The 16701-nt window shown below is 64.3% G+C and carries 14 protein-coding genes; 11 read left to right on the top strand and 3 right to left on the bottom strand.

Annotated elements, in window-relative coordinates:
* Positions 1–176 precede the first annotated feature (176 nt).
* Complete coding sequence (locus VLT15_07710; GenBank protein ID HSR45099.1) at positions 177–422, top strand: hypothetical protein; 246 nt, start codon at positions 177–179, stop codon at positions 420–422.
* Positions 423–436: 14 nt separating this feature from the next.
* On the opposite strand, the gene lysA is transcribed toward VLT15_07710, so the two are convergent.
* The gene (gene lysA, locus VLT15_07715; GenBank protein HSR45100.1) at positions 437–1708 is read right to left on the bottom strand and encodes a diaminopimelate decarboxylase; all 1272 of its coding nucleotides are present in this window, start codon (positions 1706–1708) and stop codon (positions 437–439) included.
* A gap of 138 nt (positions 1709–1846) precedes the next feature.
* On the opposite strand from lysA, the gene VLT15_07720 reads away from it, so the two are divergent.
* The 6 genes from VLT15_07720 to prfA all read left to right on the top strand — a co-directional run bounded on the left by VLT15_07720 (position 1847) and on the right by prfA (position 8904).
* Positions 1847–3133 (top strand): homoserine dehydrogenase, encoded by a 1287-nt coding sequence (locus VLT15_07720; protein ID HSR45101.1) that lies wholly within the window; start codon positions 1847–1849, stop codon positions 3131–3133.
* The gene (gene thrC, locus VLT15_07725; protein ID HSR45102.1) at positions 3130–4515 is read left to right on the top strand and encodes a threonine synthase; all 1386 of its coding nucleotides are present in this window, start codon (positions 3130–3132) and stop codon (positions 4513–4515) included. The genes VLT15_07720 and thrC overlap by 4 nt, the downstream gene beginning before the upstream one ends.
* A gap of 317 nt (positions 4516–4832) precedes the next feature.
* A complete protein-coding gene (gene rho / locus VLT15_07730; protein HSR45103.1) occupies positions 4833–6572 on the top strand; it encodes a transcription termination factor Rho in 1740 nt (579 codons plus the stop codon).
* 13 nt (positions 6573–6585) lie between these two features.
* Positions 6586–6840: a 50S ribosomal protein L31 gene (rpmE, locus tag VLT15_07735; protein HSR45104.1), complete on the top strand. Its 255-nt coding sequence runs from the start codon at positions 6586–6588 to the stop codon at positions 6838–6840.
* 32 nt (positions 6841–6872) lie between these two features.
* Positions 6873–7832, top strand: coding sequence for a DUF1385 domain-containing protein (locus tag VLT15_07740; protein ID HSR45105.1), 960 nt, complete (start codon positions 6873–6875; stop codon positions 7830–7832).
* Positions 7825–8904 (top strand): peptide chain release factor 1, encoded by a 1080-nt coding sequence (gene prfA, locus VLT15_07745; protein HSR45106.1) that lies wholly within the window; start codon positions 7825–7827, stop codon positions 8902–8904. Before VLT15_07740 ends, prfA begins: the two co-directional genes overlap by 8 nt.
* 139 nt (positions 8905–9043) lie before the next feature.
* Here the strand turns inward: prfA and VLT15_07750 are convergent, their stop codons facing one another.
* Positions 9044–10774 carry a c-type cytochrome gene (locus tag VLT15_07750; GenBank protein HSR45107.1) on the bottom strand — a complete coding sequence of 577 codons (1731 nt, stop codon included), beginning with the start codon at positions 10772–10774 and terminating at the stop codon, positions 9044–9046.
* A 167-nt stretch (positions 10775–10941) separates the two neighbouring features.
* Here VLT15_07750 and prmC point away from each other — a divergent pair, with 167 nt between their 5' ends.
* The 3 genes from prmC to VLT15_07765 all read left to right on the top strand — a co-directional run bounded on the left by prmC (position 10942) and on the right by VLT15_07765 (position 14040).
* Positions 10942–11769 (top strand): peptide chain release factor N(5)-glutamine methyltransferase, encoded by an 828-nt coding sequence (gene prmC, locus VLT15_07755; protein ID HSR45108.1) that lies wholly within the window; start codon positions 10942–10944, stop codon positions 11767–11769.
* Between the two features lie 145 nt (positions 11770–11914).
* Positions 11915–13363, top strand: a complete 1449-nt coding sequence (locus VLT15_07760; protein ID HSR45109.1) for a thioredoxin domain-containing protein — start codon at positions 11915–11917, stop codon at positions 13361–13363.
* Between the two features lie 95 nt (positions 13364–13458).
* Positions 13459–14040, top strand: coding sequence for an L-threonylcarbamoyladenylate synthase (locus VLT15_07765; protein ID HSR45110.1), 582 nt, complete (start codon positions 13459–13461; stop codon positions 14038–14040).
* Between the two features lie 117 nt (positions 14041–14157).
* On the opposite strand, the gene galE is transcribed toward VLT15_07765, so the two are convergent.
* Positions 14158–15177, bottom strand: a complete 1020-nt coding sequence (gene galE, locus VLT15_07770) for a UDP-glucose 4-epimerase GalE (protein ID HSR45111.1) — start codon at positions 15175–15177, stop codon at positions 14158–14160.
* 204 nt (positions 15178–15381) lie between these two features.
* Between galE and glyA the strand changes: the two genes are divergently transcribed.
* A complete protein-coding gene (glyA, locus tag VLT15_07775; protein HSR45112.1) occupies positions 15382–16656 on the top strand; it encodes a serine hydroxymethyltransferase in 1275 nt (424 codons plus the stop codon).
* Positions 16657–16701: the final 45 nt, after the last annotated feature.

Raw genomic sequence — 16701 nt, forward strand, 5'->3', positions numbered from 1 at the left:
AGGTTCCCCAAGAGGCCATCCGGATCGGTTCCACTTGATCCGGGGTGACCGTCGATTGCTGAGAGGGGACCCAGCATTCTCGACTGCCACGCTCGGTTCGGCTTCTCGGGAAATCGTCGCGATGATTCACACAACCGTCCTCCGCCTATGCGCGGGTCTCGGTAGAGAAGAGAACCATGCAAAGACTCGGATCGAAGGCACGCGTCACCAGGTACGAGGTACGCCGGGCGAGGGCGGCGAATCCGCTGAACGCACTCGACTTGTCCAATTTGCCCCTGGGGCACACCCGGCCGCGGTTGGCGGAGGCAGTCGTCGACGGTTGGTCGGCCTGGCAGCCGGCTTTTCGAGCAGGGGGAGTTGCCCGGGTGGCAAAGCCGGCGGTATCAGTCGAAGCCCTGAGGCTTCTCGTTGAACCCGAGTAGCGAGGGACCGTCCGCTACTCCGCGTCCAGCCTGATCAAGTCCTCGTAGGTTTCGCGTCGGACCACCAGCCTCGCCGCGCCGTCCTTGCAGAAGACGACGGCCGGTCGCAGGACCTTGTTGTAGCCGGAGCCCATCGAATGGCCGTAGGCGCCGGTCACCGGGGTTGCCAGTATGTCGCCGACCCTGAGGTCGTCCGGTACGAAGCCGTCCCTGACGAGCACGTCGCCGGACTCACAGTGTTTGCCAACAACGGTTACGGTCTGAGGCCGTTGCGCATCGACTGCCCCCGGCACGAAGGTCTCGTAGCCGCTGCCGTACAGCACCGGACGCGGGTTGTCGCTCATACCGCCGTCGACGGCTACGTAGGTCCGAATGCCCGGCAGCACTTTGATCGTTCCAACCCGATAAAGCGTTATCGCCGCTCCTGCGACGATGGCCCGGCCGGGCTCTGCCATGATCCTGGCGGTCACACCTTGCTCGGCCGCCACCTGCCGGATGGCTTCCGCCCACGCCCTGATTGTCGGGGCGGATTCACCTTCCACGTAGGCCACGCCGAGGCCGCCGCCGATCGACAGTTCGTCCAGTTCGAACCGCCCGGCGAAACCGGCGATCACTCTGGCCGCTTCGACGAATGATGCGAGTCGAAAGACCTGGCTGCCTATGTGAGCATGGATTCCGAGCACGTTCATGGCCGGCGAATCGATGGCCCTGGCCACGGCCGCAGCGGCGGCGCCGGTGGACACGGTGAACCCGAACTTGGTGTCGTCGTGCCCCGTGGCGATGTAGTCGTGCGTGTGCGCCTCCACGCCGGGCGTTATTCGGATAAGTACCGAAGCGGGGCCAAGACCCCGGCCGTGAAGGGTTTCGAGAAGGTCCATCTCGTCGGACGAATCAACGACGATCCGCCCGACACCGGCTTCGAGGGCCATCCGCAGTTCTAGTTCGGATTTGTTGTTGCCGTGCAGAACCAACCGGGCGGCGGGCACTCCGGCATGGAGTGCAACGAACATCTCTCCGCCGGTCGCGACGTCGAGCAGCATGCCTTCCTCGTGGGCGAGCCGGGCCATCGCAGTGCACAAGAAGGATTTCGTGGCATACGCGACCCCGTCACCGAACGCCTCGACGGCTTCCCGGCAACGGGCTCTCATCTGTTCTTCGTCGTATACAAACAGAGGTGTCCCGTACTCGGCGGCGAGTTCAAGCACGTCACATCCGCCGATCGACAGGCGCCCGTCGGCCACCGAGCTGTTGTCGGGAAGGAGGTATCGGGGAATCGGGCCGGCCATGGATGGGAGGGTACAGGCAAGGTCGCTGAGTGAGTCTCTTTAGGTGCCCCCGGGTGGTTGTCGAAGGTGATTCGGTGTTCAGAACCTGGAACCCAGAACCCGTGGGTTACCATCCCGGGTGACCTCAAGGAGACGCACTTGTTGACAGTCGGAGTTGGTGTTTTAGGCGGTGGTGTAGTCGGTGGCACGCTGATTCGCCGTTTGCTGGAGGATGGCGATGCCATCGCGCAGAAGGCGGGCTTGCGGCTGGAGGTGAGACGGATCGCGGTACGTTCGCTCGAGAGGGCCCGCCCGTTCGATGCCCCGCCCGGGATTCTCACCGACAAGGCCCACGAAGTCGTCGATGATCCAACCGTCGAACTGGTCGTAGAAGTGATGGGCGGGCTCGACCCGGCCGGGGATCTGGTTCTGCGTGCTCTCGATGCCGGCAAACCGGTGGTGACCGCCAACAAGGAACTGGTCGCCGCCCGGGGTCTGGAGTTGGTCGCTCGCGCCGAACAGCGGGGCGTCTCGCTTTTGTTCGAGGCTTCGGTCGGCGGGGGTATCCCGATCATCCGTCCCCTGTCGGAATCTCTGGCTGGTGAACAGATCAAGAGGGTGATGGGCATCGTCAACGGCACCACCAACTACATCCTCACCAAGATGCTCGAGGAAGGCGCCGGCTACGAGGAAGCGCTGGCGGAGGCACAGGTGCTGGGATTCGCGGAGTTCGATCCTGCCGCCGACGTCTCCGGGGCCGACGCCGCCGCCAAAGCCGCCATTCTCGCAAGCCTTGCTTTCGGAACCTGGGTGGCGGGCGATTCGGTGTTCCGCGAGGGAATCGAGGGACTTCATCCGGCGGATTTTCGCTTTGCCTCGGATCTCGGATATGTTCCGAAACTGCTGGCGATTGCCGAGGACACTCCCGCTGGTGTTCTCGTTCGGGTCCACCCGACGCTGGTACCCCTCGCTCACCCGCTCGCCTCCGTGCGCGGCGCCAACAACGCGATATTCCTGGAGGGCCCTGCGGTCGGTGAGCTGCTGTTCGCCGGCCCGGGGGCCGGGGGAGATCCCACCGCCACCGCCGTGCTCGGCGATGTCATCGATGCCGCCCGCGAGTTGCTGGCCCGCTCGCAGGTAGCGCCCCGGATCCGTTTTGCCCCCGGTCGTGTTCTCGCTTTCGAGGAGGCCGTCACGAAGTGGTATCTGCGACTGGAGGTCGAGGATGCTCCGGGCGTGCTGGCCAGCATCGCCGGGGTATTCGGAGAGCATGGTGTTTCGATTGCGTCTGTATGGCAGGACGGTCGAGGTGACGAGGCGACGTTGCTGATCGTCACCCACGATGCCCGGGAAGGGGAACTCGGCGGGGCTCGCAGGGCACTCGACGAACTTCACGCAGTGCGGCAGGTCGCCTCGGTGATCCGGGTGCAGAGCGACGCTCCGTGAGGTATGTCTCGACGCGGGGCACCGCACCGGAAGTCGATTTCGAGGGGGCCTTGCTGACCGGGCTCGCCCCGGATGGCGGACTATACGTTCCGGTTTCCTGGCCGAAGCTCCCCGAGTTGAGGACCGGCGCTCCGTATGCCGAGGTTGCTGCGGCTGTGGTGGCGCCTTTCGTTGAAGGTGTCTTCTCGCCGGATGAGACACTGGACCTCGCGGCCGACGTCTACGGCAGGTTCCGGCACGATGCCGTGGCTCCGCTGAGCCCCCTGGGCGAGGGCGAACTGCTGCTCGAACTGTTCTGGGGTCCGACCCTTTCGTTCAAGGATTACGCGCTTCAGCTGGTCGGTCGTCTACTGGACGAGGTGTTGCAGCGCAGGGGAGAGCGGGTCACGGTGATCGGGGCGACTTCCGGTGACACGGGATCGGCGGCGATCGACGCTCTGCGGGATCTCGATTCGATAGAGGTCGTCATGCTGCATCCCGAGGGCCGGGTATCGGATGTCCAGCGGCGGCAGATGACCACCGTCGCTTCGCCGAACATCCACAACCTGGCGGTGCGGGGCACGTTCGATGATTGTCAGGACCTGGTCAAGGCCATTTTCATCGACCCGGCTCTGAACGCCGAGGTGAGGCCGGCCGCCGTCAACTCCATCAACTGGGCGCGCATCATGGCCCAGACCGCCTACTACGTCTGGTCGGCCCATCAGCTCGATGCCCTCGACGGAGCCATCACGTTCGCAGTCCCGACCGGCAACTTCGGCAATGTCTACTCGGCCTACGCCGCTCGCAACATGGGAGTCCCGATCGAGCAGCTGATCGTCGGGAACAACGCCAATCACGGCCTGGCCGATTTCCTCACTTCCGGCAGCCTGCCCATCGGCCGGGTCGTTCCGACTCTGGCGCCGGCGATGGACATTCAGGTGCCCAGCAATCTCGAGCGTCTGTTGTTCGATGTCTTCGAGCGGCGCGGGGCGGTGCTGGCGTCGCTGATGACCGACTACCGGGCGGCGGGGAGCCTGGATGTCATGCCGGTGCAGATGACGGGTGTGCGCGCCCTGTTCTCGTCCGGCTTCGCCGACGACGAGGCGATTCTCGATGTGATCCGTGACGTCTACGGAGAATCCGGCGTGCTGGTCGATCCGCACACGGCGACGGGGATCGCCGCAGGCCGGGCCGGGAGGAGTGATCGCGACCATCCGATCGTGTTTGTGGCCACAGCCCACCCTGCCAAGTTCCCGGAAGCGATAGAGCAGGTCCTTCACATAGAGCCCGCCCTACCGGACGACCTGGCGGACCTAATGGAGCGGGAAGAGCGGTACGAGGTCGTGGATGCGGACTTGGACGAAGTTGCGCGCCTCGTGAGGGAAGTGGCGGGCAGGGAATAGGCAACCGGCCTCCTGGTGCAGTCGGGGTCGTGTTCCCGGGCTCCAGGCCATGAGTTATCGGCCGGAGGATACCTGTACCTGTTATCGACCTCCGTAAACGTGTTGTTGCCTCGATCGGCTCTTTCCCCTACAATGCCAGCGATCCCGGAACCCCCAATCGCCGTTCACGGCGCACGAGGTCGTTTCCCCGCATTCTCCAAGGTTCCCTTGCTGATGCAGGACGGGAATTCACTCAAAGCTGATTCATTCAGTCACAGGACGTCGGTTCGGGTAAAGCAAAGCCGCTAACAGGCACCGGATCGGGCGGAAAGGACGACATGACCACCAGATCTGAGCTCCAGGGCAAGACGATCAAAGACCTGCGCGAGATCGCGTCGGCACTCGAGATCGATACGGCAGGGCTTCAGAAGGCGAAGCTGATCGGGGCCATCATTGGTGCCGACGGGTTCGAAGGAAGCGACGAACCTGCCCCCGTCGAACTCCCGGCAGCCGAACGCACGGGCGCGCCCTCCGGCGATGTCGCCGGTAATAACGGCGGATCCGCCAAGGCAGACAAACCCGAGGCCGAAGACGGGGAACCTGCAGAAGATGAGCCCAAAGACGGCGATGATCCGGTGGAAGCCAAAGATCACGCCGGGGATGAAGTAGCTCAGGCGGATGCCGATGAGGCCGAAGTCGCAGACGGCGGCGAGGACTCTTCGGACAGAGAAGGCGAGAGCTCGCAGGATTGGGACCGCTCCAACCGGTCCGGTGGTCACCAGCAAGGCCAGCGCCAGGACAACGACCCCAATCGTCGCAAGCGCCGCCGGCGCAGCGGACGGGGCGGCCAGGGCGGCCAGGGCGGTCAAGGCAACCAGGGCGGCCAAGGCAACCAGGGCGATCAGGGGAACCTTCGCGGCCAGGGCGGTCAGCAGCACTACGAGCAGATCCCCGAAGGTGAACTCGAGGAGCGTGAGGGCGTTCTCGAGATTCTTCCGGAAGGCTACGGATTCCTTCGCATCGTTCGCTATCTGCCGGGTGATCAGGACGTGTACGTGTCTGCCAGCCAGATCCGCAAGTTCGGGCTGCGCCGCGGTGACATGATCCGCGGTCCGATCCGTCCCCCACGTTCGCAAGAGAAGTTCGCCGCGATCACCCGCATCGAGTCGGTCAACGGCATGACCGTCGAGGATGCACGCAAGCGGCCCCGTTTCGACAAGCTGACTCCGCTGTTTCCCGACGTGCGCCTGCCGCTCGAGATCGACGGCCATCCCGAATGGGTGTTGCCGAGGATCGTCGACATCATCGCTCCGATCGGTAAGGGCCAGCGTGGCCTGATCGTGTCTCCTCCCAAGGCAGGCAAGACGACCGTCCTGAAAGAGGTCGCTCGTTCGATCAGCACCAACAACCCTGAATGCCATCTGATGGTCGTGCTCGTGGATGAGCGCCCGGAAGAGGTCACCGATATGCAGCGTTCGGTGAAGGGCGAGGTCATCTACTCGACGTTCGACCGTCCGGCCGAGGAGCACACCCAGGTGTCGGAGCTGGCTCTGGAGCGGGCCAAGCGTCTGGTCGAGATGGGCACCGATGTTGTGATTCTGCTCGACTCAATCACCCGTCTCGCCAGAGCTCACAACCTGGCGACACCGGCGAGCGGCCGTATCCTCTCGGGTGGTGTCGATTCCACGGCTCTCTACCCGCCGAAGCGCTTCTTTGGTGCGGCCCGGAATATCGAGGAGGGCGGAAGCCTTACGATCCTTGGAACGGCCCTGGTCGAAACCGGGTCGAAGATGGACGAGGTGATTTTCGAGGAGTTCAAGGGCACCGGCAATATGGAGCTGAAGCTCGACCGCAAGCTTGCCGACAAGCGGGTTTATCCCGCCATCGACATTGCGGCCTCGGGAACACGTCGCGAGGAGTTGCTGTTCGACAGGGCAGAACTTGCGCAGGTGTGGAAGCTGCGTAGGGTGCTTCTGGCATTGGAGTCTGGTCCGGCTATCGAGTTGTTGATCGACCGGCTGAAGCAGGCGAACTCCAATGCAGAGTTCCTCATCGAAGTCGCCAAGAGCGGGAATTAAGGAGAAACAGGACATGAAGACAGGGATTCATCCCAACTACGTGGAGACGAAGGTCACCTGCTCGTGCGGCAACACGTTTACGACGCGCTCGACCCAGGACGAGATGCACGTCGAGTTGTGCAACGAGTGCCACCCGTTCTTCACCGGCCGTCAGAAGCTGGTTGACACCGGTGGTCGCGTCGAGCGTTTTCAGAAGCGCTACGGCGACAAGGCCCAGGTCAAATCGAAGAAGACCTCGAAGGCCGACGTCGAGAACGCAGAGGCGTAGCATCGCTCGCCGGCTCTAGCCGGCGGCGTCTCATGAGTCGTCACCCCAATTCCACCGTCGGCGGCCAGGCCGTAATCGAAGGCGTAATGATGCGCGCTCCGGCCGGTTGGGCCGTTGCCGTGCGCACCCCTGAGGGGTCGATCGTCACGATGTGTGAGGACCTGCCGCGTCTTTCCGAACGCAAGCGGTTGGCTCGCTGGCCGATGGTGCGCGGCGTTCTCGTTCTGTGGGAGTCGCTCTCGCTCGGCATGCGGGCCCTCACCTGGTCGGCCGAGAAGGCCGTCGGTGAAGAAGAGGAACCCATCACCAAGTGGCAGCTGGCTCTGTCGATCGTGATCGCCTTCGCCGCAGTTGCGGTGCTGTTCGTCGGTGCGCCGCTGCTGGCGGCTCGCTGGCTTGCAGGAGAAACGACGATAGGCCTGAACGTGGTCGAAGGCCTGATACGGATCGCCTTGTTCGTCGGCTACATCTGGGCGATCGGCCGGTCATCCGAGATCAAACGTGTCTTCGAATATCACGGCGCCGAACACAAGACGATCCACGCCTATGAGGCCGGAGATCCCTTGATCGCCGCCGAGATCCAGAAGTACTCCCCGGCGCATCCACGCTGCGGAACCAGCTTCCTGCTGCTCGTAGTGCTGGCCTCGATCGTGGTGTTCTCATTCGTGCCGCACACGCTCGGCGTCGGGTGGCTGGTCATGAGCCGCTTGCTGTTGATCCCGGTCATCGCCGGAGTTTCCTACGAGATCCTCAGAGCGTCCGGTTTGCGGGCAGATGCACTGTTCGGCCGTATCGTCGCCGCGCCCGGATTGTGGTTGCAGAAGCTGACGACCGGTGAACCCGACGATGATCAGGTCGAGGTGGCCGTTGCCAGTTTGCTGGCGGCGCTCGACGATGAGTCCGCCGGTGAGGTTCTCGCCCGCGGTGAGGTTTCAGCCGGCGCTATGGAGGCGTTTGAAGCAGGCTGTGTGAGGGACTCCACGGATGGATGAGGCGCTCGTCGCCAGACTCGAAGAGGTTGAAGCGACGTTCAACGAGGTCGAGCAGCAGCTCGCAGATGAGGGAGTCCTCGACGATCAGACCCGTTTCATAGAGCTCGGGCGCAGGCACTCGGAACTCAAGCCCATCGTCGAAGGTTTCATCGCCTATCGGGCTGCCTTGTCCGACGCCAGGGAAGCTGCCGAGCTGGCCGCCGTCGAGACCGATGCGAAGATGACCGGCGATCTCCAGCACATGGTCGCCGAACGCAAGGCTGAGGCCGAACGTCTGGAACGCGAGCTGCGCGTGGCGCTGATTCCCCGTGATCCGAATGATCTGAAGGACGTCATCGTTGAGATCCGGGCCGGTACCGGGGGAGATGAGGCAGCGCTGTTCGCCGGGGATCTCCACAGGATGTATCACCGTTATGCGGAGTTGCACGGATTCAAGACCGACTCGATGGACTCGTCGGAGTCGGAAGCCGGTGGTTTCTCGAAAGTGACCTTCGCCGTCAAGGGTGCCGGAGCGTTTTCGAAACTCAAGTTCGAAGCCGGCGTCCATCGCGTTCAGCGAGTTCCCAAGACCGAATCCCAGGGACGCGTCCACACGTCCACCGCCACGGTGGCGGTTCTGCCTGAGGTGGAGGCCGTTGAGATCGATCTGGATCCGAACGACGTTCGGGTGGACGTGTTCCGCTCGAGCGGCCCGGGCGGACAGTCGGTGAACACGACCGACTCGGCCGTGCGGCTCACGCATGAACCCACCGGGCTCGTCGTGTCTTGCCAGGATGAGAAGTCACAACTCCAGAACAAAGAGAAGGCCTTCCGGATTCTGCGTGCCCGTCTCTATCAGATGGAACTCGAGAAGCAGCAGACCGAACTGGCGGAGAACCGCCGCTCCCAGGTGGGCACCGGCGGCCGCTCTGAGAAGATCCGCACATACAATTTCAAGGAGAACCGGGTGACCGATCATCGGATCGGCCTGACCATCAAACAGTTGCCGTCCATCCTCGACGGCGAACTGGACCCCTTCGTCGAAGCCCTCACCGCCGACGACCAGGCCCGCCGTCTGGCCGACGGCACCTGAACTTCCTTCGTCTCGCTCCGTTCGGGTTGCCCGTTCGCCTTCCCATCTTCGGGACGGCGTTCCTCCCTCACCGCAGGTGGGGGAGGTGGTTTCGCCGTTAGGCGAAAGCGGAGGAGGCGGCTCGCTCGGAAGGGGTCCCCTACCGAGCCGGACCCTGTGCCGACCGCCACCAGAAAAACCCGATACCGCCGACAACGCCGAAGGCGATGAGGCCGAGTACAGCGACCACGAGGAGCGACGGCCCTTCTTCCGGGGTGGCCTCGTCGTCGAGGACCAGTGACAGGGTGCGGCCGTCGTCCTCACCGGCTGCGACAACCTCGCCCCCCTCCGCCGACGCCAGAGCTCCGTTGATGATCGACCGCGTCTCATCGACCAGGGCGCTCATTTCGTCGTCGGTCAGGTCCGGGTGTCCGGGCATGCCGTAGGTTCCGTTGCGGATCAGGGCGCCGAGTTCGGCGGCGCTGATGTCTTCGCCGATGAGTTTTCCTCCGATACCGCCCTCGCCGGCCGGGCCATGGCAGGAGGCGCACAGGGTCGCGTAGGTGTGTCCGCCGCCTTGGAGAATCGCGTCCGATCCGGACAGGCTGAGGACGAAATCGGCGATGGCTGTGATCTGTTCGGGCGCCAGGCGATCCGAGAAGGCGGGCATCGAGGCGCCTCCATTGGTGGTGAGTGTGATCACGTCCGGCCGGGTCAGTGTCGTGCCGGCGACCGCACCGCCGGACCCGCCTTCGCCCTGTGCGCCGTGGCACATCGAGCAGTAGGTGGCATAGAGGGAGGTACCGTCGGCGCCACCTGTGTCGGAAGTCGTGGAGGAACCCCCTAGCGACGACAGGTAGGCGACGACGGCATCGATCTGTGCGGAGCTGAGCCGGTTCCCGAATCCCGACATGGATCCTCGCCCGTTGACGGTGACCGATCGAAGCTGGGCGTCGGTCAGCAGGTGTCCGACCAGGTTGCCCCCGCCGGCCCCGTGGCATCCGGCACAGGATTGCGCGAAGACCGCCGATCCGCTCGGGGGAGGCGATCCGGGAGCCGTCGTGGTGGTCGTCGGGGCGGTGCCGCCGAGCGCAGCCACATAGGCAGCCACTGCGTCTATCTGGGCGGCGGAAAGGCTCGACGAGAAGCCGGGCATACCGGTGGTGCCGCTGGTGGTCACCGAAACGACTCGCGTGGCACTGAGGCCTCTACCGACCAGGTTTCCGCCGGCGGCGCCGTGGCACCCGGCACACGAACCAGCCCAGACCGTTGCGCCGTCCGGGACGAATCCGGGAACCGTGGTGGTAGTCGTGGTCGGAGCGCCGTTCCCGCCGAACAGGAACTCAGACACCAGCTGGATGTCGGCGCTGCTCAACGTTCCGGAGAACGCCGGCATGTTGCCCCGGCCGCCGGTCGTTATCTCGACGAGTTGTGACAGGCTCAGCGAGGTCGGGACGAGGTTGCCCCCGTTGCTCCCATGACAGCCGGCGCAGTTGGCTTCGAAGATCGCCGCTCCGCTGCCGGTCGGCGGTGGGACGTATGTGTTGGGGTTGTCCGATGCGTCACCGGGAAAGGTGCCTGCCTGGATCTCCTGGTAGTTGGTGAAGCCGTCGCCGTCGGTGTCGAAACTCTGGATCGCAGGGAAGCTCTTGTCGGCTTCTTCGTATTCATCGGCGAACTGGTTCTCGTCCCATTTGCCGTCGGAGTTGGTGAAGTGGCAGAGCGAACAACCATCCAGACGTGTGCCTGCCGCGGCCGGATAGGTTTGCCGGAAGTCGTCCAGGAACCTCTCTTTGGCTTCGGCGCGATTGCCGAGCACGATCAGAAGAGCAACGGTCAGGGTCCCCACCAGCGTAAGCGATGCGATGGCTCGCGCCTTCATGCCGTTCATCCCTGTATTCGATTGGTTTCTACCCGCTGTCAGTATCGGTCGAATGTGCCTAACCCATTACCAATGAATGGTTAACGCCGGGATAAACGCCGGGTTTGCGTGTCCTCTCGCTTCGGCCGCTGCCGGCGGGACACCGTTTATCTCCTTGCCCCTGCGAATATGGCCGGGTGAACTCGACGAATCTGCTCGCCAAATCCAATCTGCCTCGCCATGAAGCGGAGCGTCTGTTGATGTCGGCGACGGGGAAGCCACGGGCAGACCTCCTCAGCGGTATCGATCTCGCACCCGAAGACGAAAACACCTTCGAGTCCCTCGCCTCGCGCCGGGCAGCAGGGGAACCACTCCAGTACCTGGAGGGCACGGTGGAGTTCGGTCCGATCGAACTCGCAGTCGACGAACGTGCGCTCATCCCGCGCCCGGAGACCGAAGCCGTCTGGGACGAAGCGAGACGGATGCTCGGCGAAGCCGGCAAAGGAACTGTGATCGTCGATCTCTGCACGGGGAGCGGGGCGATGGCGCTCGCGTTGAAGGCGGTCTTTCCGGAGGCGCGTGTCTTCGCAACCGACATCAGCGAACCCGCATTGTCCCTGGCCGAGGACAATGCAGCTCGCCTCGGTCTCGATATCGAGTTCTTCCACGGCGACCTGTTCGAAGCTCTCCCGAAGTCGATCTACGGCCGGGTCGACCTGCTGGTCAGCAATCCCCCCTATATAGAGGAGGGGGAGTGGGATGGCCTCCCTCCGGATGTTCGCGACCACGAGCCCCGCCGGGCGCTGGTCTCCGGACCGGAAGGCACGGAGATCCTCGAACGCATTGCCAACGACATCTACTGGTGGCTCGGAGTCGGCGGCTGGGTTCTCTGTGAGATAGGAGAGACCCAGGGCCGACGCGCCGACGAGCTGTTCGGCCAGTGGCTGGACACCGAGGTTCGCCCCGACCTCACCGGTCGCGACCGCATCCTGGTCGGCCGCAAGGGCGCCCGCTGCTGCGTCTAGTCGTTTCTCTCCCGCCGTGCGGGGGATGTCCGTCAGCGGGAGTTTGCTGCCGCCGGGCAAACCCGCCGGTGACGAGCCCTTCGGCGGCCGGGTCCATGCCCTACATCTTCTCCGGTGCCGGTAGGCTGGCCCACTCGGAGGTGGTTTGATCAAGGCTTCAAAACGGCAAATGGGTAGTTTCCGGCGGCTCAGCGGACTGCTGTTGTCGATGCTGCTGCTCGCTGCATGTTCCGACGGAACCAGCGCCCCTGCTCCGCCGGCATCCGACGTGCCGGTCGTCGTAGTCGAGGAGGACTATGCCCTGGACTGCGTTGCAGCAGGCACCTGTGTCGATGCCGACGAGGTCCCAACTCGTGAAGCAGAACCCCTCGCCGGGGAACCTTCTGCAGACTACGACGGTCTGGCCGTCGGGTTCACCGACGAAGGGTACGCCCGACTGGGCGACCCGGACGCACCGGTGTCGCTGGTCGAGTTCTCCGACTATCTATGCCCCTACTGCGGGCGGCACTTCAAAGAGACCACCCCTCTGCTCATCGACCGGTACCTTCGTAGCGGCCGGGTCAATCTGGTGTTCCGTGACTTCCCGCTGGTCGAACTGCACCCGACCGCCCCCGCCGGCCATGCCTCGGCCCTATGCATTGGCGAGCAGAGTGCTGCCCTGTTCTGGGCCTATCACGATGCCCTGTTCGCCCGGCAGGGGGAGTGGTCTTCGCTGCCGGACAACAGTGGCTTCCTCGCCACCGTCGCCGGTGAAATCGGCGCCGACATCGAGGCATATCAGGCCTGTGTGGCTTCCGGGCACACCGCTCCCATGGTCGAGCAACGAGTCGCGCAGGGACGAGCTCTGGGCTTTTCAGGGACGCCCAGTTTCCACGTTGTCGACAACGTCAACGACGAGACCTTCGAGATCATCGGAGCGCAGCCGCTCGACGTCTTCGCCTCCGCCCTCGATGCCGCCCTCGCCGGCGAGACCCCCGTCGTCGAAGAGGAACCCGCCCCGGATCTGCCCTTCTGGGCCAATGCCGACGGACTGGCCCCCGATCCCGGCCGGGCCGGCTACAACCTGGCCGGCGATGCCTATCGGGGCGATCCCGGGGCGCCGCTCGTGGTGGTCGAGATCTCCGATTTCCAATGCCCCTTCTGTCGCCGGCACGCCCTCGAGACGCAGCCCGCCCTCGACGAGATTTACGTGGACACCGGTCAAGTCATGTGGGTGTTCAAGAACCTCCCGCTGGCCAATCATCCTCAAGCGCCGGCGGCGGCGACCGCTGCCGAATGTGCCGGGGAGCAAGGTGAGTTCTGGGCGATGCACGACCTGCTGTTCGAAGCCGTCGAGGAGTGGGCGGTCGAACCTCCGGACTCTGCGCTCGAATCGCTGGCCGCCGAGCTCGGTCTGAACAGATCGGCCTTCTCGTCGTGCCTGGGCAGCCGCGCCCCGCTCGAGAGAGTCCTCGACGACCTGTACGACCTCAGCACCATCTTCTCCACCACGCCAACCTTCGTGGTCCTGTTCGACGGGAGGGCGTCCGTCATCGAAGGGGCCCAGCCGCTCGAGCAGTTCGTCGCCAGGTTCGACGGTTTGCTGGGGGAGTGACGTAAGCCGCCGGTTGCCCTGCCGAGAGTTGGCCCCGCTGCCGACTGGAGGTGGCCCGATTCCTCTGCACGGGGATGACACTTAGAATCGCAGCCATGACCACTATCGATGCCGGCGTAGCCGCCATCCGACGAGGGCTCATCGTCGGACTGCCGACCGACACCGTTTACGGGGTTGGCGTTGACCCGTTCAATACCAAGGCGGTGGCATCGCTCTACGAGTTGAAGGGCAGACCCGATGAGAAGGCCATTCCGATCCTCTGCGCCACCGTCGCCCAGGCTTTGGAGATCGTCGACATACCACCGGAGATCGAGGATATGGCTCTGGTGCACTGGCCGGGCCCTTTGACCCTGGTCCTGCGGCGCCATGTCGAGTTGCCGGAGTGGGTCGGGGACAACACGCTGGGCACCGTAGCCGTCAGGATTCCCGACCATCCGATCGCCTTGGACCTGCTGGCCGCCGCCGGCCCCCTGGCCGTCACCTCGGCGAACCGAAGCGGCAACCCTCCAGCTCTAGATGAGGTTGAAGCTCGCGGGTTGCTCGGCGATGGAGTTGCCGTGTATCTGGAAGGGCGGTGCCCCGGAGGTGCGTCCAGCACCGTTGTGGACATGACTTCGGTCCCTCCGCGCATACTGCGTGAAGGACCGGTGGACTTCCGGGAGCTCCTGGACGGGTAGAGCCACGTACCCGCCCGTCGGCGCGGCGGATCCACCCCTTCTCCCCCTGCCGCCAGGTCGGTTGTCGTGTGGGAGAGATCAACTTCGGCCGAGGCGTGAGGACAGGACCGCAATAGGTCAGTCGGCGGCCGGCAGTCCGTCGGGGTTCATCGATTGCCAGCGCCAGGCGTCGGTGCACATCTCATCGACCGTGCGGCCGGCGGTCCAGCCGAGGACCCGTTCGGCTTTCGAGACGTCTGCCCACACCTCGGCGGCGTCGCCGGGCCGGCGGTCGACGAAGCGGTGAGGGATCTCGACGCCGGAGGAACGCTCAAAGGCGTGCACCATCTCCAAGACAGATCGACCCCGGCCGGTGCCCAGGTTGATCGCGTCGTATCCGGGTGATCTGCCGAGGTGGTCGAGGGCGGCGAGGTGGCCCTCCGCCAGGTCGGTGACGTGTAGGTAGTCGCGGATCGCCGTGCCGTCGGGAGTGGGGTAATCGTTGCCGAATACGTCCAGCATCTCGCGGCGTCCCACCGCGACCTGGGAGATGAACGGCAGGAGGTTGGCGGGCTTCCCCTGCGGATCCTCCCCGATCATTCCCGAGATGTGAGCCCCGACGGGATTGAAGTAGCGCAGAGACACGATGTTCCAGCGGGAATCGGAAGTGTGGAGGTCCTCGAGCAGGTACTCGCACACCAGCTTGGTGCGTCCGTAGGGGTTCAGTACCGACAGCGGGGAGTCTTCGGTGACGGGCAGTTCTTCGGGCAGGCCGTAGACGGTCGCGGACGAGCTGTATACGAAGTTGCGGACACCATGGCGGTCGAGCACCTCGCAGAGAGTCGCGGTGCCTCCCACACTGTTCCGGTAGTAGTGGAGCGGACGCCTGACCGATTCCTCGACCGCCTTCGGGGCGGCGAAGTGAATTGTTGCGTCGAAGGAGCGAATCCCCATCAGTTCCTCGAGCGCCTGCTCGTCCTGGACGTCGATCTCGAAGAAGTCGATGTCGGTGCCGGTGATGTCGCGCAGACGGTCGAGGACCGCAGATTTGCTGTTGGAGAAGTTGTCGATCAGCGTGGTTTGATGTCCCGCCTCGATTAGTTCGACGGCGGTATGGCTGCCGATGTATCCGGTGCCGCCGGTCAGTAGGACTCTCATTTGATTCTCTCTGGATGGACTTGATTGAAGGCTAACGCTTCGACGGCGTCCTCCCCGCTCGGCGGCATCTGCCGGCGCCGCCTTCCTCAGACCCCGGTCTCGCCCGGAGACCCTCCCTTGCTTCGGATGCGGCGTGCCGTCGGGGATAAACCGGGAGTGATGAGCCGACTACCCTTCACGGGACCGCATTCCTGAAGGACTCTCATGATCGATCCCCGAACAATCGAAGAGGTCGACCCTGCAATGGCAGAGTTGATCAGGCGTGATGCCGAACGGCAGAACACCGGCATTCACCTGATCGCCTCCGAGAACTTTGTTTCCAAGGCAGTGCTGCAAGCCACCGGATCCGTGTTCACCAACAAGTACGCGGAGGGGTATCCCGGTCGCCGCTATTACGAGGGCTGCGGGATCGTCGACGAGATGGAACGGCTCGCCCAGAAGCGAATCCTCGACCTGCTCGGTGGCGTTCACGCCAACGTCCAACCCCATTCCGGCGCCCAGGCCAACATGGCCGTCTACTTCACGCTCCTCGACATCGGCGACACCGTGCTCGGAATGCGTTTGGACCAGGGCGGCCACCTCACCCACGGCTCACCGGTCAACTTCTCCGGCCAGTACTACAACTTCGTCGCCTACGGCGTCGATCCCGCCACAGAGCGCATCGACATGGACGAGGTTCGCAAACTCGCCCTGGAGCACCGTCCGAAGATCGTCCTCGCCGGTTACTCGGCCTATCCCCGTCATCTCGAATACGACAAGTTCCGCGAGATAGCCGACGAGATCGGTGCCGTGTTGATGGTCGACGCAGCCCACTACATCGGCCTGGTGGCAGGCAAGGCGTATCCCAACCCGGTCGAACATGCAGACGTCGTCACCTTCACGACCCACAAGGCGCTGCGCGGCGCCCGCGGTGGAGCCGTCATCACCAACAGCGAGGAGATGGGCCTCGACATCCAGAAGGGCCTCTTCCCGGCCGCTCAGGGCGGATCGCTCTACAACCAGATCGCCGGAAAAGCTGTGTGCTTCCACGAAGCCGCCCAGCCGGAGTTCCGGGCCTACGCCCGGCAGGTGATCGACAACGCCCGGGCGCTGGCGTCCAGGTTCATCGAGAACGGCGTCCGCCTCGTGTCCGGCGGCACGGACAACCACATGATGCTGCTCGACCTCCGATCGATCGACGAGGAACTCACCGGCAAAGACGCCGCCAAGATGCTCGACCGCATCGGCATAACCCTCAACTTCAACACCATCCCCTTCGACCCCAGACCACCGTTCCGGGCCTCCGGGCTCCGGATCGGCACTCCGTCGGTGACCACCCAGGGGATGAAAGAGGCGGAGATGGTGCAGGTCGCCGATCTCGTCACCGAGGCGCTGCGCAACCACGGAGAGGAGCGTGTCCTGGCCGCCACCGAGTCCCGGATCCGTGAACTCGCCAAACAGTTTCCGCCTTACCCGGAGGGTTTTGTTGGACACGTGTAGGCGCGGTAGCAGGAAACAGGTGCCCCCTCCGACCTCGCTCCGCTC

It is taken from the genome of Acidimicrobiia bacterium, assembly GCA_035471805.1.
Lineage (GTDB): Bacteria > Actinomycetota > Acidimicrobiia > Spongiisociales > JAHEDJ01 > JAHEDJ01.

What these genes read in the sequence shown, in the direction of transcription:
- VLT15_07710 (HSR45099.1), top strand. Translation starts at nt 177, where the DNA reads ATGCAAAGACTCGGATCGAAGGCACGCGTCACCAGGTACGAGGTACGC.
- lysA (HSR45100.1), bottom strand. Translation starts at nt 1,708, where the DNA reads ATGGCCGGCCCGATTCCCCGATACCTCCTTCCCGACAACAGCTCGGTG.
- rho (HSR45103.1), top strand. Translation starts at nt 4,833, where the DNA reads ATGACCACCAGATCTGAGCTCCAGGGCAAGACGATCAAAGACCTGCGC.
- rpmE (HSR45104.1), top strand. Translation starts at nt 6,586, where the DNA reads ATGAAGACAGGGATTCATCCCAACTACGTGGAGACGAAGGTCACCTGC.
- VLT15_07740 (HSR45105.1), top strand. Translation starts at nt 6,873, where the DNA reads ATGAGTCGTCACCCCAATTCCACCGTCGGCGGCCAGGCCGTAATCGAA.
- prfA (HSR45106.1), top strand. Translation starts at nt 7,825, where the DNA reads ATGGATGAGGCGCTCGTCGCCAGACTCGAAGAGGTTGAAGCGACGTTC.
- VLT15_07750 (HSR45107.1), bottom strand. Translation starts at nt 10,774, where the DNA reads ATGAACGGCATGAAGGCGCGAGCCATCGCATCGCTTACGCTGGTGGGG.
- VLT15_07765 (HSR45110.1), top strand. Translation starts at nt 13,459, where the DNA reads ATGACCACTATCGATGCCGGCGTAGCCGCCATCCGACGAGGGCTCATC.
- galE (HSR45111.1), bottom strand. Translation starts at nt 15,177, where the DNA reads ATGAGAGTCCTACTGACCGGCGGCACCGGATACATCGGCAGCCATACC.
- glyA (HSR45112.1), top strand. Translation starts at nt 15,382, where the DNA reads ATGATCGATCCCCGAACAATCGAAGAGGTCGACCCTGCAATGGCAGAG.